Here is a 17,777-nt window from a genome sequence, read left to right on the forward strand (position 1 = left end):
GCCCGGCTAGTCTCCGATCTCAATGCGCCCGGCATCGCCGTCGCCGACAGCACTACGGTGGGGCTCGCTGTCGAAGGGCATCACCGGGTCGCGCGTCGATGCGCTCATCGCGTCAGGAGATCTGCGCCTGGCTGACATGCTCGGCGCGCACGTGCCGGATCTGCCGGCCGGATATTCGGAGATCACCATCCGGCAGCTGCTGACGCACACGAGTGGGCTGAGCCACGATATCGCGCTGACCGATGTCGACCGTCCCGACACCAGCGCACGCGAGGTGGTGTCTGAACTTCCGGTTCACACACCTGCAGCCCGTCCTGGCAGCGCGTATGAGTACTCGAGTCTCAACTACCTGCTGCTGCAGGCTGTCGTCGAATCCGTCACCGGTGAACCGTTCGGCCCACCGACCGGTGTGCCGGCGCACGGCTGCTCGCTGAAGACCGACAACGGGTCAGTGCCGTTCTTCGGCATGCTGGTGCCCGCCGGGCAGCCGTGCGACGCGGCTGGCCTGGGCTACGGGTACTTCGGCGGGACCTTCGACGAACTGACCGACTGGGCGGCATGGAACCTCTCGGCCCGCGGGAGGATCTTCCACGCCCATTCCCGGGCAGCCGCCACCTCGACCGCTGCAGACGCACCTGCCTCAGACACGCGCAGCGAAGCGATGTACGGATTCGGCTGGAACTACGACACGGTCGACGCCGGTGGCTGCACCTGGAAGCGCATCCATCATTCAGGTGCAGTCCCTGGTGCCTTCACCCGGATCGAGATCCTGCCCGATGACAATCGCGCCGTGGTGCTCATGGCATCCGCATACGGCGAGCCCGGTTCCGCAGACCTGCCGGAATCGACGCAGTTCCTGTCCTCGCTCCTCGTCGGAGGGCAGCATGTCCCTGATTCCGGTCCACCCGAGGGTGCGGGCACCCGGGTCTACCCGATTGCGCTCGGCGCGCTTTCGGTGCTGACAGCCGGTGCCGGTGCATGGCTGCTGCAGCAGCTGCGCGGCCGGCCACGACGACCGGTGACCGCGCTCGCCGTCTCTGCGACGGGAAGCGCTGCCATGCTCGCCGGTCTCATTCTCGGCGTCCCCGCAGTGACAGGTCTGAGCGTTGTGCAGCTGGGCACCTGGGCGCCGGACATCGCGATCCTGGCTGTCGCCAGCACCGCGCTGACCGTCGCCTCAGCCTTCGCCGCCCTCATCCGCTGGGGACACGTGCCAGGTCAGCCGGCGAGCGCCTCGGCGACGAGCTCGAGGGTCCGCACACGCGCTGGTGCGGCATCGAGCGGATCGGTCTCATAGGAGCCGGCGACCGGCTGGAGCATGATCTCGTCGACGCCGAAGCGCTCAGCATCGGCCCGCAGCTTGGCGGCAACCTGTTCGGGCGTGCCGATCGCCCACGGGGCGGTCATCTGCTCGGCGAGCTTCCGATGCCCGTCGGTCATGAGCGCATCGACAGCCGCACCGACGGTCGGCAAGGGGCGCATCGGGTCGCCGACGCGCAGGTTGGCCATCGTGTACTGGTACGGCCCGGCGAGCTTCCACGCCTCCTCTTCGGTCTCAGCGGCGACCGTGTTGACGGTGACGAAGGTCTTCGGCGCGCTGCCGTACTCGGTGGCGGTGAACTCACTGCGGTAGAGCCCCAGCGCCGTCTCGGTGCCGCGGCCGGCGAAGTGGTGGGCGAAGACGTAGGGCAGCCCGAGGGCGGCGGCAAGCTGGGCGGAGTATCCGCTCGATCCCAGCAGCCACACCTCGGGCGCGGCGTCGAGATGCGGAGTCGGTGAGAGCCGGTGGACCCTGTCGCCGAACATCGGGATCTCCGCTCCGCCGGGGCTGAAGAGACTGAGGATGTCGACGATGTGCTGTGGGAACTGCTCGACCGGATCGAGGGTGTTGCCGGCGCGGTCGACCATCCGGCCTTCGCCGAGGTGTCCGCGCATCGCTGCCGAGGTGATCGGGTCGGTGCCCGGTGCCCGGCCGATGCCCAGGTCGATGCGGTCGCCGTAGGCGGCGGTCAACAGGGCGAACTGCTCGGCGACGGCCAGCGGTGCGTGGTTAGGCAGCATGACGCCGCCGGAGCCCAGACGGATCTGCTCGGTGTCCTGGCCGAGGTACATGAGCTCGGTAGCCGGAGCTGTCGAGGCGACTGAGGGCATGTTGTGGTGCTCGGCCACCCAGTAGCGGGTGAAGCCGAGGCGATCAGCAGTGTCGACGAGCTGTTTGGAGGCGCGCAGGGCCTGACCGGTCGTCTGGCCATCGCGCACAGAGATGAGATCGAGAACTGAGAGCTTCATATCCGAACGAACAGCGTGCGCACGCCGATCATTCCCGCTCACAGTGCGGACAGCACTGGCCTGATTGTGAGACGCATGGCACCCTCGGGGACTATGACGAAGCCGCCTGAATCCACTGCCGCAGACGCTGCGACCGTGCAGCCGCCGATCACCCGTGACCCGCGACAGGAGCGCAATGCCCGCATCGCAGTGACGATCTTCCCGCTGCTCGTCCTCGCCGGCGGCATCATCGGCTTCCTCGCCCCCGGCACCTTCACCCCGATGGCTGCGGCGGTGCCGTGGCTGCTCGGCGTCGTCATGTTCTTCATGGGCCTGACGTTGACGCTGCCGGACTTCACCCGCATCGCCAAACGGCCATGGGTCGTAGCGATCGGCTTGGGCGCCCAGTACATCATCATGCCGCTGGCCGGATGGCTTGTGGCCACCGCACTCGGCTTGCCGCCGGAACTGGCCGTCGGCGTCATCCTCGTCGGCTGCGCACCCGGCGGCACTGCCTCGAATGTCGTGACCTATCTGGGACGCGGCGATGTCGCCCTGTCTGTGACGATCACCACCTGCTCAACGCTGCTCGCCCCGTTGCTGACCCCGGTCCTGACGCTGTGGCTGGCAGGACAGTTCATGGAGGTCAGTGCTGCGGCGATGATGATGTCGATCGTCAAGACCGTCTTCGTCCCGGTCGTCGCCGGAGTCCTCATCCGCGCCTTGGCCGGGCGCCTGGTCGATGCGATCATGCCGGTGCTGCCGTGGCTGTCGACCCTGGCGATCACATTCATTGTGGCGATCGTCGTCGCCGGCTCCGCCGGCGCGCTCGTCTCAGCTGGCGTGCTCGTCATCGTCGCGGTCATCCTGCACAACTGCGTCGGCCTCAGCATGGGCTATGCCGTCGGCCGGCTCACCGGCCTGAGCGCACCGGAGCGCCGCGCACTGACCTTCGAGGTCGGCCTGCAGAACTCCGGTCTGGCAGCAACCCTGGCCACAAACTACTTCTCACCGCTGGCCGCCCTGCCGGGCGCAATGTTCTCGGTGTGGCACAACGTCTCCGGTGCCGTCATGGCGGCGTTCTTCGCTCGCAACGCTGACTGAGGACCGAGACGCGATACCGCCCGCGCACCGGCCTCACGTGCACTGACGTCGGCGAGCATGGGCACCTGGTGCGCGACTGTGCACGGGCAGGACACTAGGCGAAGGCGGCCGCCGGGATTCCTCCCAGCGGCCGCCTCGTCAGTGTGTCGGCTCAGCAGAGCTCAGATCACTGAGCTGCCTCGTCGAAGGCGGCTTCGAGCACATCGAAGGCGTCGGCAAGCAGCTCATCGGAGATCGACAGCGGCGGCAGGAAGCGCAGCACGTTGCCGAAGGTTCCGGTGACGAGAACGAGCACGCCGTTCTTCGCGGCGTAGTCCGCCACGGCTTTGGCCAGCTCCGGTTTCGGCTCGGAGGTCTCGGCGTCGACGAGCTCGACGGCCTGCATGGCTCCGCGGCCGCGGATATCACCGATCTCGGGGTGGGCCGACTGGATCTTCGTCATCCTGTCGACGATGGTCTCACCGATCGCCGAGGCACGCTCGACGAGGCCGTCCTGCTCATAGGCTTCGATCGCGCCGAGGGCAGCGGCCACAGCGGTCGGGTTGCCGCCGTAGGTGCCGCCGAGTCCACCGGCGCCCACGGCGTCCATGATCTCCGCGCGGCCGGTGACAGCCGACAGCGGTAGACCACCGGCGATGCCCTTGGCGGTGGTGACGAGGTCGGGCTCGATGCCGTCCCATTCGCTGGCGAACATCTTGCCGGTGCGGCCGAATCCGGCCTGCACCTCATCGGCGATGAAGACGATGCCGTTCTTCTGCGCGTACTCGACCAGGGCCGGCAGGAAGCCTTCGGCTGGGACGATGAAGCCGCCCTCACCCTGGATCGGCTCGATGAGGATCGCCGCGACGTTCTCGGCGCCGATCTGCTTGTCGATCATCGTCATGACGCGCTTGGCGGCGTCCTCACCTGAGACCTTGGTGCCGTAGGTGAGGTTGTCGCGGTACGGATACGACATCGGCGCGCGGTAGACCTCGCCGGCCAGTGGGCCGAAGCCGGCCTTGTAGGGGTGGGCCTTGGCGGTCAGTGCCATCGTGAGGTTGGTGCGGCCGTGGTAGGCGTGGTCGAAGGCGACGACGGCGTTGCGCTTCGTGTGGGCGCGGGCGATCTTGATCGCGTTCTCGACCGCCTCGGCACCGGAGTTGAACAGCGCCGTGCGCTTCTCGAAGTCACCTGGGGTCAGGCGGTTGAGCGCCTCGGCGACCTCGACGTAGCCCTCGTAGGGGTTGACCATGAAGCAGGTGTGGGTGAAGGCGCTGAGCTGTTCAGCGGCGCGCTCGACGACGCGCTCATTGGAGTTGCCGACGGTGGTCACGGCGATGCCGGAACCGAGGTCGATGATCTGGTTGCCGTCGATGTCCCTGAGGATGCCGCCGCCGGCCGCGACGATGTAGGCCGGGAGACTGACGCCGACGCCGCCGGCCACGGAGGCCTTGCGACGCGACTCGAGCTCCTGGGACTTCGGCCCGGGGATTTCAGTGACAAGTTTGCGTTCCTGCGGCAGTGCTGCGCCGCCCTTTTCCAAAGTGGTCATATCCGCATCGTAGACCCCGCACGTCGGGCGGGGCACCTCAGGTACCAGCACGCGAAACGCTGCGGCTCACCCGGCTGTCACACCCGAGGTGTGGGTCACATTTCCGTGCCCGAGGTGTCAGCGGGCCCCGGGCAGACGGCGCGGGTCGACGGCGGGGTTGCGGGGGATCCGCGGCGGGGCCTGGCGGGTGCGGGTGGGGGTGACGATGACCTCGGCGTTGGCGGCGATCCGCTCCTCGGTCTCCTCCCCTGTCTCGTCTGCTTCGGTGACGCTGGTGGCTACGCTCAGCGCGGCGTCGACGGGCAGGCTGCGTTTGACCAGCGCCAGTGCGATCGGGCCGAGCTCCCAGTGCACCGCCGACGAGGTGACAGCGCCGACGGCACGCTCGGCGCCGCGGACTTCGGCATAGATCGGTGAGCCGGGTTCGGGCAGGGTGTGGGCGGAGCCGTCGAGGTGAAGGAACACGAGCCGACGCGGAGGCTGTCCGAGGTTGTGGACGCGGGCGACGGCCTCCTGGCCGCGGTAACAGCCCTTGGCCAAGTGGACGGCAGAGCGCAGCACGTCGAGTTCGCCGACGAGTGTCCTATGGTCGGCATCGGCCGGCCCGGGCCGCCACGCTTCGATGCGCAGCGCTTCGAACGCGTCGCGGCCGACGACCTCGACGCCGGCTGCTGCCGGTTCCCAGTCGAGGAGTTCCTTGACCGGCACAACGGCGATGCGCATATCGATCAGGTGACCGGGATGGTCGGGGCTTGGGGTGGCCTGCTGCGGAGTCTGCGAGAGCTCGGCGTCGAGCGCGGCATAGGAGGCCGAACCGGACCCGATGGTCGGCCACGGGTCGTCGAAGACGAAGGCGGCCGGCAGTGAGGCAGGCGGGGCGCCGATCGTCCCGAGGCACTGGAAGTCGCTGCTGCGGTCGGTGAGTTCGATGCGCATCATGAACTTCATCGATTCGAGGAACGCGATCGTTTCAGCCGGGTCGGTCTCGCTCAGCAGCCATAGGGTCTCGCCGTCTTCGTAGAGCTTGAGCCAGTGCTCGATATGCCCGGTCGGTGAGAGCACGAGTGTCTCACTCGACTGCCCGGCGACCAGTGTGTCGATCTTCTGGGTGGTGAGCGTGTTGAGCCACGTGAGCCGGTCGGGGCCGGTGAGGGAGAGGACGCTGACAGACGACAGGTCGGCCACGGCCCTGCCGTCGGCCAGCTGGCGCTGTTCTCGCAGCGGGCTGCCGAGGTGGGCGACCTCGCTGTCCCGGTGCCCGGTTCCGAACACGGCGGCTGAGCGGTTGAAGCGCAGGGCGTTCACGTCGTTCTCCTCTTGGCTGGCGGCGGTCCTCCCAGCTCCACCGTACGCCACTGAGGCGGGTGCGGCACTCAGTCGTGAGGTGTTCGTCAGCCGCCGCGGCCGATGGGTGTGCGGACCTTCTTGAGCTGCTCTTCGAGCTCCCGGAACATGCTGTCGAGATCGATCTTGCCGATCGCATCGCCGATCCCCTCGATTGCCCCGGACAGCAGCCGGTAGAGGTCGCTGTCGGCCAGCTTGCGCATGACATTGAGCAACGGGCGCAGCTCGTCAGCAGCCTCGGTGAGCGTGGTGTCGAGTTCGTCGATGGCGTCACGGACCGGCGGCAGGAGGCCTGCGGTGTCGATGTCGTGGATCTTCTGCTGCGCCGCGTCGAAGGCCTCGATCGCGGCCGGGGCGTCGCGGATGACGTCGGTGGCCTTGTCGATGGCCTGGCCGGCATCGTCGATGGTGTCGAACCAGGTGCCGGAGTCCGGCAGCGGCCGCAGCTTCTGGGCCCGGAAGTCGACGACCTCAGCGGCGGTTGAGAGCACCGGGCCGGCATCGCTGAGCAGCGTGTGCATCTCGTCGGTGACGGTGCGCACCGCGGCGACGTTGTCGCCGAGCTTCGGGGTCTGCGACAGTCCTGTCAGCGTCCACGTGTCGAGCCCATGCTGGGCGGATTCGAGTTCGTCGATCGCACTCTGCAGGTGTCTCGGGGCTGCCTCGGGTTCGTCGTAGAGCGCGGCGACGTACTTGTCGGCGGCATCCGAGGCGTCCTGCAGGTCCTGGGCGACGGCGCTGATGCGCACATAGGCGAATGCTGCCAGCGCCGCGACGGCGAGCAGGATGACGATGAGGGTGAGGCTGATGCCCAGCGTGCGGCGACGCACGTCTGCTCAGCTCACCTTCTTCAGCCGGGCGGAGGCGTGGCTGGTGAGTTCGGTGCCGAGGGCGGCCATGTCCCACGCCCACATGAGCTCACCGTTGACGAGCCCGTACATGCGGGTCGAGGCGGTGTACTCCTTGGCGCTGCGGGTGCGGGCGACGACATCGGTGCTCAGGTCGATGCGCGGGCCGTTGACCCGGCCTGCGTAGAGCTCCATGATCCCGTTGGGGTGCACGATCGAGACGTCGAGGTCGAAGTCGCCGTTGTCGTTGCGCAGCCCTTCGACCGCCTCGGCGGTGGTGTAGGGCGACTCACCGGTGGGCACCATGAGGCCGGGGCCGGCGTCGAAGTCCTGCCGGTCGCGCACGAGCTGCCAGATCCCGGTCTCGATCGAGAGCGTGTCGGCAGGCGTACCGTCCTCATCGAGCGTCCACGCGTGTGCGGAGTACGCCAGATAGGGCACGTCGCCGGGCACGGTGAAGTCGACGCGCTGGCCGAACTGCTTCTCCGGGGTGCCGGGGTAGCCGACGACGCCCACGCCTTCCCAGGAGCCGATCAGCCAGGACAGCGGGACGAGCTCGCGGTTGAGGTTCGCGTCGATCTCAAGCGGCATGACTGCCGATCACCGGTTGGTCTTGAACAGGTTGGTGATGACCTTGACGGCCACGCCGAGCGTGCCGAGGGCGGCGAGGCCGACGAGTCCGGTGAAGACGATTTCCAAAGCAGCAATGTTGTCCATGCGCTCGATTGTACCCACCGGTCAGCAGCGCTGCACTCGCGGCTCAGCGGTAGAGCAGGATCCGCTCCAGCAGGTAGACGACGGTGCCGCCGAGGGCCACCGGGGTGGCGCCGACGGCCAGCTGCACGGCGAACCGGCGGGCCTTGTCGCGGCGGCGCTCGCGCTGGATCCGCACGGCCTGGAACTTCGCGACCGCCATAATCGACAGCATCCGGTCGACGGCTGCCACGAGTAAACCCATCGCCCCGCCGAGCACGAGTGAGACGAAGAGGGTGACCGATCCTGAGTGCATGAGGGCTGCGACAACTCCGGCGCCGAGCACCGCGACAGCGAGTGCCAGCGGGGAGGTGTAGCGGGCCGGGAACGGCAGCGCGGTCGCAGCCTGGGCGAGGATGATCGCCACAAGAGCGACGACCACACCCTCCCGGTCACCGGGCACACTGAGGGCTGCGATCCAGCTGGCGGCCGAGAGCACGATGACCAGGCCCGCGACCTGGGCGGAGACGTTGGCGACAGCGTGGGAAGCATCGACGCCGCGGGCGAGGTTCTGCACGAACGCCCACAAAAGTCCGATGCCGGTGATCGTCGGCAGCCATTCGACATAGGGGGCGGATTCCTGCGCCCAGACGGCGGCCATCCCGGCCAGGCCGAAGAGCAGCAGCATGACGCCGGTGGCCCGCGGCTGCGGCGAGTCCGTCAGCCTCGGCCAGCCGTAGGCGAGTGCGGCGACGAGCACGGCAGCGGCAGCAGCCAGCGGCCCATAGCCGAAGAAGCTGGTGACACCCAGCCCGACGGCCAGGCCCAGCGCCACAGCAACACGTATCCATCTCATCAGCTTCATTGTGCCGTACACCGCACTGATCCGACACTCAGGCACCGGCCTCACCGGCGCACCCACCTCGTTATACTGACGCCAGAGCGTCTCCCTCCACCGGGCCCGGCGGCGGCCGGCCCGCAGTGTCCGGGGAGGCAGGGAATGCGTCGCGTGGAGGAGATTGCCCATGGTTCCATCCGCTCCCGAGGCGGTTCTCACCGAAGCCGCGGAGCTCACCGATGAGGTGCGTGCGCTGCTGTCGCAGGCCGCTGCCGCTGACGGCATCGCCCCGATCTCCGATGGGCTCTTGGAGGCCGCCGGTGACGACCCGTGGATCATGCTCGAAGCCCGGGCCGGTGATGAGCTCATCGGCTTCGGCATCGCCGCAGCCCAAGGCGAGCGCGGTGCGCTCGAAGCCGTCATCGCGCCCGCCGCCCGCGGCAACGGCTACGGGCGCACCCTCATCGATGCGCTCATCGCACGTGCCGGCCGCCCGGTGTGGATGTGGTCGCACGGTGACCACCCGGCTGCTGCGACGATCGCGACGACCCACGGCTTCTCCCGCGCCCGTGAGCTGCTGCAGCTGCGGACCGGGCCAGTGGGAGAGCTCGCTCTGCCCGACCGCCCTGCCCCGGACGGGGTGACGCTGCGCTCCTTCGCCCCCGGTGATGAGCCCGGCTGGCTGGCGGTCAACAACGCCGCCTTCGACTGGCACCCCGAACAGGGCCACCAGGAGCTTGCCGACATCGAGGCGATCGTCACCGCCCCCGGCTTCGACCCGGATTCGGTCATCATCGCCACCACTGCTGGCGAGGATGGCCGCGAGCAGATCATCGGATTCCACCAGACGAAGCTCTCCGACGACCACCCATCTGGCCAGCGGGTCGGGGAGGTCTACGTCATCGCCACCGACCCCGCCGTCCATGCCCGCGGCGTCGGCCAGGCGCTGACCGTGGCCGGGATGCGCTACCTCATCGACACCGGTGCTGAGTTCATCGAGCTCTACGTCGAATCCGACAACGACCCGGCCCGCCGGCTCTACGCCCGGCTGGGCTTCGACCGGGAGATCATGCACGTCAGCTACGCCCCACCGCAGGAGTCCTGACATGTACGACGTCTCCGCCTTCGGCGCCACCCACGACCTGCCGGCACCGGCCGACCGGTTCCTCGACCGTGAGCTGTCGTGGCTGGCGTTCAACGAACGCGTGCTCGCCCTGGCTGCTGATGAGACTATCCCGCTTTTGGAGCGGGTGAACTTCCTGTCGATCTTCGCGTCGAACCTCGATGAGTTCTTCATGGTCCGCGTCGCCGGGCTCAAACGCCGCATCGCTACCGGTTTGGCCGTCCCCTCGGTCACCGGCGCGCAGCCGCGGGCGGTCATGCGCTCGCTGGGCAAGCACACCCACGCGCTCATGGAGCGCCACGCCGCCCTCTTCACCGAGGACATCGAACCAGCCCTCAGCCGCGAGGGCATCCGGCTCGTGCGCATGGACGAGCTCACCGGTGAGGAGCAGACGATCATCGACGAGATGTTCGACACCCAGGTGTTCCCGGTCCTCACCCCGCTGGCCGTCGACCCGGCGCATCCGTTCCCCTACATCTCCGGGCTCTCGCTCAACCTCGGGGTGCTGCTGCGCCACCCGCAGACCGGCAATGAGGTCTTCGCCCGCGTCAAGGTCCCGCAGTCGCTGCCGCGCTTCGTCGACGTCGCCGCCTCCAACCGCACCCAAGGGGTCTCGCCCGAGGCGCCGGCCCGGTTCGTGGCGATGGAGGACATCATCGCCGCCAACCTCGACCGGCTCTTCGAGGGCATGGACGTCATCGGCCATTCGCTGTTCCGCGTCACCCGCAACGAGGACCTCGAAGTCGAAGAGGACGACGCCGAGAACCTCCTCAAGGCCCTGGAGAAGGAACTGACCCGCCGCCGCTTCGGTCCCGCAGTGCGCTTGGAGGTCACCGAGGAGCTGCACCCGCGAGTGCGCCGCATCCTCGTCCAGGAACTCGAGATCGACGAATCGGAGATCTACGAACTGCCCCGGCCGCTCGACATGCGGGGCTTGAGCGAGCTGGCCTCGATCGCCCGCGAAGACCTGCACTTCCCGCAGGCGGTGCCGGCGATGAACCGCTATCTGTCCCAGGCGGAGACCTCCGACCAGGTCGACATCTTCGAGGCGGTCAAGGAACGCGACATCCTCCTGCACCACCCCTACGATTCGTTCTCCACGAGCGTGCAGGCCTTCATCGAGCAGGCGGCCAACGACCCGAATGTGCTGGCGATCAAGCAGACGCTCTACCGCACCTCTGGCGACTCTCCCATCGTCGATGCGCTCGTCGACGCCGCCCAGGCCGGCAAGCAGGTGCTGGCCGTCGTCGAGATCAAGGCACGCTTCGATGAGGAGGCCAACATCACATGGGCGCGCAAGCTCGAACGCGCCGGCGTCCACGTCGTCTACGGCATCGTCGGGCTGAAAACACACGCCAAGCTGTGCCTTGTCGTCCGGCAGGAGGCCACCGGGCTCGCCCGCTACTGCCATGTCGGCACCGGCAACTACCATCCGAAGACCGCCCGCCTGTATGAGGACTTTGGACTGCTCACCTGCGACCCGGAGGTCGGCCAGGACCTGACGAAGCTGTTCAACCAGCTCTCCGGCTACGCCCCGCAGTCCGAGTACACCCGGCTGCTCGTCGCCCCGACCCGGGTGCGCGAGGGACTGCTCGAGCTCATCCGCGCCGAGACCGCCCATGCCGAGGCCGGCCGGGAGGCGTCGATCCGGCTGAAGGTCAACTCGATCGTCGACGAGCGGATCATCGATGCCCTCTACCTCGCCAGCCGAGCCGGGGTGCGCATCCAGCTGTTCGTGCGCGGCATCTGCGCGATCCGCCCGGGCATCCCGGGGTTGAGTGAGAACATCGAGGTCCGTTCGATCCTCGGCCGCTACCTGGAGCACTCTCGGGTGTTCGTGTTCTCCGGCGGCGGAGAGACGGTGGCCTATATCGGCTCCTCCGACCTCATGCACCGCAACCTCGACCGCCGCGTCGAGGCACTCGTGAAACTGCGCGACCCCGAGCACATCGCCGAGGTCAGCGGGCTGTTCGACCTCGCCTTCGACGATCGCACCGGTTCCTTCCATCTCGGCTCCGGGGGAGTCTGGACGCGTGAGGCCAACGGCGAGGATCCGATCGACTATCAGGCCGAGCTCATCCGCCGGCACCACCGCAAGCGCGCGACCGCGCAGGCGTGAGCGCACCGTCATGAGAGGAGTGCTGTGAGCCCGACACCTGTCTCGACCGCCGGCGAATCCGCCCGGCTGAAGGCCGATGTGCTGGCCGGGGGCGCGGTGTGTTGGCGGGAGACGAGCGCTGGGCTGGAAGTGCTGCTCGTCCATCGGCCGAAGTACAACGACTGGTCGTGGCCCAAGGGCAAGGTCGAGAAGGGTGAGACGCTGCCCGAATGCGCGGTGCGCGAAGTCGAGGAGGAGACCGGACTCAAGATCCACCTCGGGCTGCCGCTGCCTGCTGCCCGCTACACGGTCGGCAAGAACCTGCAGAAGCACGTCGCCTACTGGGCCGCAGAGGTGACCGGAGAGGCGAAGCTCAAGCCGGCTGATCCGAAGGAGATCGACGACATCGGCTGGTTCTCCGTCGAACGGGCCCGGCAGCTGCTGACGCTCTTCGCCGACCGTGAGCAGCTCGACAAGGTCGAGCACGCCCGCCGCACCGGGTCGCTGCGCGCCTGGCCGCTCATTATCGTCCGCCACGGCAAGGCCTTCCCACGCGCCAAGTGGCATGAGACCGAGCATGTGCGCCCGCTGCTGGCTGTCGGAACCCGGCAGGCAATGGCGTTGACGAACCTGCTGGGAGCCTGGAACCTCCAGAAGCTCGTCTCCAGTCCGTGGAAGCGGTGTGTTGCCACCCTCAAGCCGGTCGCAGCGGCGACGGGCCTTCGAATCAAGGAGGTTGCCGCACTGTCGGAGAAAGGCAATGCGGACTCGCCGAAGAAGACCGTCAAGGCGCTGACGAAGCTGCTGCACAAGGGCAGGCCGGTGGCAGTGTGCACGCACCGGCCGGTGCTGCCGACGGTGCTGGACTTCATCGCCGATCACGCCCCGAAGGGCCTGGCTGCGCACCTGCCGGATAAGGATCCGTACATGAATCCCGGTGAGATCCTCGTCGCCTATGTGCGCCCAGGTGAGGTGCCGCGCATCGTCGAAGTCGAACGCTACCGCCCGATCGACACGTGAGAAGACCACTGACCGTCGGCAGCGCGTGTGTGTCAGCCGGTCGAGTCAGGAGTACCCGCCTTCGTCCTCCCAATCGTTGAGCCGCATGAGCTTCTCGCGCGTGTAGCGCCGGCGCACCCCGTAGCCCGCGAGATCGTCCTCCGGGATGAACAGCGCACCGTAGAATTCGAGTGAGGCGCGCACCCGGATCTTCTCGTCGTCGGAGAGGTTGCCTCGTCCCCTCTCGAACTCCTTCACCTGCTCGCGGGTCAGCCCCGCCTTCTTAGCGATCGTCGCCGCCGACACCTTCGTGAACGCGCGCGCAGCACGGGCGAGATCGCTGGTGAGAAATACCTTCTCAGTCATATCCCTCTCCTTTCGCCAGGGTTGGCTCTCAACTCTAGGCCACCGGTCTGTAAGCCGTGCGGGAGTCACAAGCCAGCCACCTGCCCCGCTGGGCGCAGACGTGGCATCCGGTGAGGCGCAGACGCGGCACAGCCTCCGGCGGCGCCGTGTGAAGCGCGTCACTTCCTTTATCAAACTGTGAGCAAATAAGCACTGACTTCTGGGCGCGTTAACCACTTGTTCACCTTCGGACCGCCTTGCCGTCACAGACCACTCTTAGCTTTGGAGCGTACGCGGGGCGAGATGATGTCGAACGCCCTCCAATTCCAACGAAAGGCAACCCTGTGAAACTCAACCGCTTTGCCCCTGCGGCCATCCTCGCAGCCGGTGCGCTCACCCTCTCGGCCTGTGGCGGCTCGTCGGCAACCGGCGAAGAAGGCAACGGCGGCGGTGGCGGCGAGGGCAGCAACCTCTCAGGCACCCTCACCGGAATCGGCGCTTCCTCCCAGAAGGCCGCCATGGACGCCTGGATCGCTGACTTCACCAGCGAGAACTCCGACGCTCAGGTGCAGTACTCGCCGGATGGCTCCGGTGCCGGCCGCGAGCAGTTCCTCGGCGGCAATGCCCAGTTCGCCGGCTCGGACTCCTACCTCGATGAGGATGAGATCGAGACGGCCAAGGATGTCTGCGGGCCCGACGGCGCCTACGAGTTCCCCGTCTACATCTCCCCGATCGCTGTCGCCTACAACCTCGAAGGTGTCGACGAGGTGAAGCTCTCGGCTGAGACCATCGCCAAGATCTTCAAGGGCGAGATCACCAAGTGGAACGATGAGGCGATCGCCTCGGAGAACGAGGGTGTCGAGCTGCCGGACGAGCAGATCACCCCGGTGCACCGCTCCGATGACTCGGGCACCACCGAGAACTTCACCGAGTACCTTGCCGACGCCGCCGGCGACACCTGGGACGAAGAGCCTGCTGACGCCTTCCCGTCGGCCTTCGGCGGCGAAGCCGCACAGGGCACTGACGGCGTCGTCCAGACCGTCAACGACACCCCGGGCGCCATCGGCTACGCCGACGCCTCGGCTGTCGGCGACCTCGGCACCGTCCACGTCAAGGTCGGCGAAGAGTACGTCGAGTACACCCCGGAAGCCGCTGCCAAGGTCGTTGACGCCTCGGAGCCGGTTGAGGGACGCGGCGACGGCGACCTCGCCATCGACCTCAAGCGCGACACCACCGAGTCCGGCGCCTACCCGATCGTCCTCGTGTCGTACCACCTCGTGTGCTCGACCTACCAGGACCAGGAGACCGTCGACCTCGTCAAGGCCTGGGAGAACTTCGTCGTCTCCGAGGAGGGCCAGCAGTCGGCTGCCGAGTCGGCCGGTTCGGCCCCGATCTCCGACGATCTGCGCTCGCAGATCACCGAGATCCTCGACACCATCGAGGTCAAGTCCTGACCCGGTCGGGAAGCTGCGCCTGCGCAGCTGACGTATCCTGAGGCGGTGTGCTGCTGACGCTTTCGGCAGCACACCGCTTCGGCGGGTTATTGAGACCCACACTATCGCCCACCTCACAGTTTCTGACCGAGGAGACCTTCTTGGCCACCACCGCCCCGGAGAAGACACCCCCGGCGTCACAGCCGAAGGCCGTTGTCCGCGTCGGCGATGCCGTGTTCTCAACGGCAACCCTGGCCGCCGGCATCCTGATCCTGCTGATCCTCGCCGGCGTCGCACTGTTCCTTCTGTTCCAGTCCTGGCCGGTCCTCAAAGCGCAGGCAACCGACCCGGAGTCGATCACCGGCGGCGGATTCTTCGCCTACGTCTGGCCGCTCATCATCGGCACCCTGGTCTCCGCGTTCATCGCACTCCTCGTGGCAACGCCGTTCTCACTGGGCATCGCACTGTTCACCACGCACATGGCTCCGCGCAAGCTCGCCCCGGTCCTCGGCTACACCATCGACCTGCTCGCAGCGATCCCCTCGGTCGTCTACGGCCTGTGGGGCCTCATGCTCGCCAGCCACCTCGTCCCGATCTACGCGTGGCTGGCCAAGTACTTCGGCTGGATCCCGATCTTCGCCCCGACTGAGGACGGCGGCATCTCACAGACCGGGCGCACCATGCTCACCGCGTCACTGGTCCTGGCCATCATGATCCTGCCGATCATCACCTCCCTCATCCGCGAAGTGTTCCTGCAGACCCCGCGCCTGCAGGAGGAGGCCGCCCTGGCTCTGGGCGCGACCCGCTGGGAGATGATCCGGATGGCCGTGCTGCCCTTCGGCACCTCCGGCATCGCCTCGGCCATCATGCTCGGCCTCGGCCGCGCGCTCGGCGAGACCATGGCTGTGGCCATGATCCTGTCCTCTGGCCTGCTGACCGCCTCGCTCGTGCAGGCTGGCAACCAGACGATCGCCTCGGAGATCGCGCAGAACTTCCCGGAGGCTGCAGGGCTGCGCCTGTCCGAACTGATCTCGATCGGCCTCGTGCTGTTCATCATCACGCTCATCGTCAACATGGCCGCCCGCGCCATCGTGGCCAAGACCTCGGTGAAGGGAAGCTGACATGCAGAAGTCGAACACCTCGCTGCAGCCTCAGACGCAGCAACCGGCAGACACCGGCACACCAGCACCCCGGCAGAAGAAGAAGCGGACCGCCATCGAGCTGAAGTCCAAGCAGCTGCCCAAGTGGGCACCGTGGGGCGTCGCCGCCGCCGCGGTCATCGCCGCCATCGCGCTGTCGTTCATCTTCACCGGAGGCTTCAACATCGCCCTGGCCGCTCTGCTCGCCGGCCTCATCAACCTCGCCGTGATCTTCGCCTGGTCGTTTGCCGTTGAAGGTCAACGCAAGGCCACCGACCGGGTGGCGACAACCCTGGTGACCTCCGCCTTCGCGATCGCCTGCATTCCGCTCATCTCGCTGCTGTGGACGGCGCTTGAGCGCGGCGGCCCGGTGCTGCTCGAGCACCCCTCAGTTCTCAACCGCACAATGCAGGGCATGAAGGGTGTGCTCGACCAGGAGTACGTCGCCGGCGAGACGAGCCTGGCCGGCGGCTTCTACCACGCGATCGCCGGCACCGTCCTCATCACGCTGGCCTCGTGTGTCATCTCGATCCCGATCGGCGTGCTCACCGCGATCTACCTCGTCGAGTACGGCCGCCGGAATCCCCTGGCCCGCGGCATCACCTTCCTTGTCGACGTCATGACCGGCATCCCGTCGATCGTCGCCGGCCTGTTCGCGTTCTCGCTCTTCGGCACGATCGCCGCGATCGTCAATCCCGGTGCGATCGGCTCTGCCAAGACCGGTATCGCCGCAGCGGTCGCACTCTCGGTGCTCATGATCCCGGTGGTGGTGCGCAACACCGAGGAGATCCTCCGGCTCGTGCCGATGGATCTGCGTGAGGCGACCTACGCTCTCGGTGTGCCGAAGTGGAAGACGATCGTGCGAATCGTCCTGCCGACGGCGATCTCGGGCATCCTGTCCGGCATCACCATCGCCATCGCGCGTGTCATCGGTGAGACTGCGCCGATCATGGTGACCGCAGGCTTCGCCAAGAACCTCAACTGGGACCTGTTCTCCGGCTGGATGTCGACGCTGCCCACCTATATCTACGACTCGCAGATGCGCCCGGTCTCACCCGGCGTGGCAGCAGCGGCCTCCAGCGAGCGCGCTTGGGCGGCGGCCCTCGTGCTCATTATCATCGTCATGCTGCTCAACCTCATCGCACGGCTCATCGCCAAGGCCCTCGCCCCCAAGGCCGGACGCTGACGGCTGCCTGGCAGCTGAAGAAAGGGAAAACTCACTCATGTCCAAGCAGATCGACATCGAAGATCTCAACATCTACTACGGCGACTTCCTCGCCGTCGAGGGCATCAGCATGCACATCGAGCCGCGCTCGGTGACGGCCTTCATCGGACCGTCCGGATGCGGCAAATCGACGGTGCTGCGCACCCTCAACCGCATGCACGAGGTCATCCCCGGCGCACACACGCAGGGCAAGGTGCTCATGGACGGCCAGGACATCTACGCGCCCGGCGTCGACCCGGTCAACGTCCGCCGCGAGGTCGGCATGGTCTTCCAGCGCGCCAATCCGTTCCCGACGATGAGCATCAAGGAGAACGTGCTGGCCGGCGTACGGCTGAACAACCGGCGCCTGTCGAAGTCCGATGCCGACGATCTCGCCGAGCGCGCCCTGCGCGGAGCGAACCTGTGGAACGAGGTCAAGGACCGTCTCAACCTGCCCGGCTCGGGCCTGTCCGGTGGTCAGCAGCAGCGTCTGTGCATCGCCCGTGCGATCGCCGTCCAGCCCGAGGTGCTGCTGATGGACGAGCCGTGCTCGGCACTCGACCCGATCTCGACGCTGGCCATCGAGGACCTCATCAACGAGCTCAAGGATGAGTACACCGTCGTCATCGTCACCCACAACATGCAGCAGGCCGCCCGCGTGTCCAACCGCACGGCGTTCTTCAACATCGCCGGCACCGGCAAGCCCGGCAAGCTCATCGAGTTCAACGACACCAACCAGATCTTCTCCAACCCGGACAAGGAAGAGACGCAGAACTACGTCTCCGGCCGCTTCGGCTGAGCCACCCGTCT

16 protein-coding genes are annotated in these 17,777 nt (G+C 67.3%); 9 read left to right on the top strand and 7 right to left on the bottom strand.

Annotated elements, in window-relative coordinates; all coding sequences use genetic code 11:
- The first annotated feature begins 22 nt into the window (after nt 1-22).
- Nucleotides 23-1,297, top strand: coding sequence for a serine hydrolase domain-containing protein (locus tag M3C25_RS09495; protein WP_259856126.1), 1,275 nt, complete (start codon nt 23-25; stop codon nt 1,295-1,297).
- Here the strand turns inward: M3C25_RS09495 and M3C25_RS09500 are convergent.
- Nucleotides 1,219-2,289: an LLM class flavin-dependent oxidoreductase gene (locus tag M3C25_RS09500; RefSeq protein WP_259856128.1), complete on the bottom strand. Its 1,071-nt coding sequence runs from the start codon at nt 2,287-2,289 to the stop codon at nt 1,219-1,221. The two genes, M3C25_RS09495 and M3C25_RS09500, sit on opposite strands and share 79 nt — an antisense overlap.
- A 93-nt stretch (nt 2,290-2,382) precedes the next feature.
- On the opposite strand from M3C25_RS09500, the gene M3C25_RS09505 reads away from it, so the two are divergent.
- Nucleotides 2,383-3,372: a bile acid:sodium symporter family protein gene (locus M3C25_RS09505; RefSeq protein WP_259856137.1), complete on the top strand. Its 990-nt coding sequence runs from the start codon at nt 2,383-2,385 to the stop codon at nt 3,370-3,372.
- 166 nt (nt 3,373-3,538) lie between these two features.
- Here the strand turns inward: M3C25_RS09505 and gabT are convergent, their stop codons facing one another.
- From gabT to M3C25_RS09530, 5 genes are all read right to left on the bottom strand, one after another.
- A complete protein-coding gene (gene gabT, locus M3C25_RS09510; RefSeq protein ID WP_259856139.1) occupies nt 3,539-4,903 on the bottom strand; it encodes a 4-aminobutyrate--2-oxoglutarate transaminase in 1,365 nt (454 codons plus the stop codon).
- A 117-nt stretch (nt 4,904-5,020) separates the two neighbouring features.
- Complete coding sequence (gene ygfZ, locus M3C25_RS09515; protein WP_259856141.1) at nt 5,021-6,208, bottom strand: CAF17-like 4Fe-4S cluster assembly/insertion protein YgfZ; 1,188 nt, start codon at nt 6,206-6,208, stop codon at nt 5,021-5,023.
- 86 nt (nt 6,209-6,294) lie between these two features.
- On the bottom strand, nt 6,295-7,077 hold the full coding sequence (locus M3C25_RS09520; protein ID WP_170274492.1) for a hypothetical protein: 783 nt from the start codon (nt 7,075-7,077) through the stop codon (nt 6,295-6,297).
- A 6-nt stretch (nt 7,078-7,083) separates the two neighbouring features.
- Nucleotides 7,084-7,686, bottom strand: coding sequence for a nitrobindin family protein (locus M3C25_RS09525; RefSeq protein ID WP_102162029.1), 603 nt, complete (start codon nt 7,684-7,686; stop codon nt 7,084-7,086).
- A 169-nt stretch (nt 7,687-7,855) separates the two neighbouring features.
- Nucleotides 7,856-8,644 carry an ammonia permease gene (locus M3C25_RS09530; protein ID WP_259856143.1) on the bottom strand — a complete coding sequence of 263 codons (789 nt, stop codon included), beginning with the start codon at nt 8,642-8,644 and terminating at the stop codon, nt 7,856-7,858.
- A 169-nt stretch (nt 8,645-8,813) separates the two neighbouring features.
- Here M3C25_RS09530 and mshD point away from each other — a divergent pair, with 169 nt between their 5' ends.
- From mshD to M3C25_RS09545, 3 genes are read left to right on the top strand one after another with little or no spacing between them, the layout of a single operon-like run.
- Nucleotides 8,814-9,731: a mycothiol synthase gene (gene mshD / locus M3C25_RS09535; RefSeq protein WP_259856145.1), complete on the top strand. Its 918-nt coding sequence runs from the start codon at nt 8,814-8,816 to the stop codon at nt 9,729-9,731.
- A 1-nt stretch (nt 9,732) separates the two neighbouring features.
- Nucleotides 9,733-11,868 carry an RNA degradosome polyphosphate kinase gene (locus M3C25_RS09540; RefSeq protein ID WP_259856147.1) on the top strand — a complete coding sequence of 712 codons (2,136 nt, stop codon included), beginning with the start codon at nt 9,733-9,735 and terminating at the stop codon, nt 11,866-11,868.
- A gap of 24 nt (nt 11,869-11,892) precedes the next feature.
- Nucleotides 11,893-12,867, top strand: coding sequence for an NUDIX hydrolase (locus M3C25_RS09545; protein ID WP_259856149.1), 975 nt, complete (start codon nt 11,893-11,895; stop codon nt 12,865-12,867).
- Between the two features lie 45 nt (nt 12,868-12,912).
- Here the strand turns inward: M3C25_RS09545 and M3C25_RS09550 are convergent, their stop codons facing one another.
- Nucleotides 12,913-13,212 (bottom strand): XRE family transcriptional regulator, encoded by a 300-nt coding sequence (locus tag M3C25_RS09550; RefSeq protein WP_259856150.1) that lies wholly within the window; start codon nt 13,210-13,212, stop codon nt 12,913-12,915.
- A gap of 323 nt (nt 13,213-13,535) precedes the next feature.
- Here M3C25_RS09550 and pstS point away from each other — a divergent pair, with 323 nt between their 5' ends.
- From pstS to pstB, 4 genes are all read left to right on the top strand, one after another.
- Nucleotides 13,536-14,645 (top strand): phosphate ABC transporter substrate-binding protein PstS, encoded by a 1,110-nt coding sequence (gene pstS, locus M3C25_RS09555; protein WP_102162034.1) that lies wholly within the window; start codon nt 13,536-13,538, stop codon nt 14,643-14,645.
- A gap of 140 nt (nt 14,646-14,785) precedes the next feature.
- Nucleotides 14,786-15,745: a phosphate ABC transporter permease subunit PstC gene (gene pstC / locus M3C25_RS09560; RefSeq protein WP_204514218.1), complete on the top strand. Its 960-nt coding sequence runs from the start codon at nt 14,786-14,788 to the stop codon at nt 15,743-15,745.
- Nucleotide 15,746: 1 nt separating this feature from the next.
- Nucleotides 15,747-16,949, top strand: a complete 1,203-nt coding sequence (gene pstA / locus M3C25_RS09565; RefSeq protein WP_102162035.1) for a phosphate ABC transporter permease PstA — start codon at nt 15,747-15,749, stop codon at nt 16,947-16,949.
- Nucleotides 16,950-16,986: 37 nt separating this feature from the next.
- Nucleotides 16,987-17,766: a phosphate ABC transporter ATP-binding protein PstB gene (gene pstB, locus M3C25_RS09570; protein WP_102162036.1), complete on the top strand. Its 780-nt coding sequence runs from the start codon at nt 16,987-16,989 to the stop codon at nt 17,764-17,766.
- Nucleotides 17,767-17,777 lie beyond the last annotated feature (11 nt).

Source organism: Brevibacterium luteolum (assembly GCF_025147615.1).
Classification (GTDB): Bacteria; Actinomycetota; Actinomycetes; order Actinomycetales; family Brevibacteriaceae; genus Brevibacterium; species Brevibacterium luteolum.

Excerpts from the sequence above, each read along its gene's own strand:
- pstA (WP_102162035.1), top strand. The coding sequence starts at position 15,747 with ATGCAGAAGTCGAACACCTCGCTGCAGCCTCAGACGCAGCAACCGGCA.
- M3C25_RS09525 (WP_102162029.1), bottom strand. The coding sequence starts at position 7,686 with ATGCCGCTTGAGATCGACGCGAACCTCAACCGCGAGCTCGTCCCGCTG.
- M3C25_RS09550 (WP_259856150.1), bottom strand. The coding sequence starts at position 13,212 with ATGACTGAGAAGGTATTTCTCACCAGCGATCTCGCCCGTGCTGCGCGC.
- M3C25_RS09505 (WP_259856137.1), top strand. The coding sequence starts at position 2,383 with ATGACGAAGCCGCCTGAATCCACTGCCGCAGACGCTGCGACCGTGCAG.
- M3C25_RS09495 (WP_259856126.1), top strand. The coding sequence starts at position 23 with ATGCGCCCGGCATCGCCGTCGCCGACAGCACTACGGTGGGGCTCGCTG.
- M3C25_RS09540 (WP_259856147.1), top strand. The coding sequence starts at position 9,733 with ATGTACGACGTCTCCGCCTTCGGCGCCACCCACGACCTGCCGGCACCG.
- M3C25_RS09500 (WP_259856128.1), bottom strand. The coding sequence starts at position 2,289 with ATGAAGCTCTCAGTTCTCGATCTCATCTCTGTGCGCGATGGCCAGACG.
- mshD (WP_259856145.1), top strand. The coding sequence starts at position 8,814 with ATGGTTCCATCCGCTCCCGAGGCGGTTCTCACCGAAGCCGCGGAGCTC.
- M3C25_RS09530 (WP_259856143.1), bottom strand. The coding sequence starts at position 8,644 with ATGAGATGGATACGTGTTGCTGTGGCGCTGGGCCTGGCCGTCGGGCTG.
- gabT (WP_259856139.1), bottom strand. The coding sequence starts at position 4,903 with ATGACCACTTTGGAAAAGGGCGGCGCAGCACTGCCGCAGGAACGCAAA.
- pstB (WP_102162036.1), top strand. The coding sequence starts at position 16,987 with ATGTCCAAGCAGATCGACATCGAAGATCTCAACATCTACTACGGCGAC.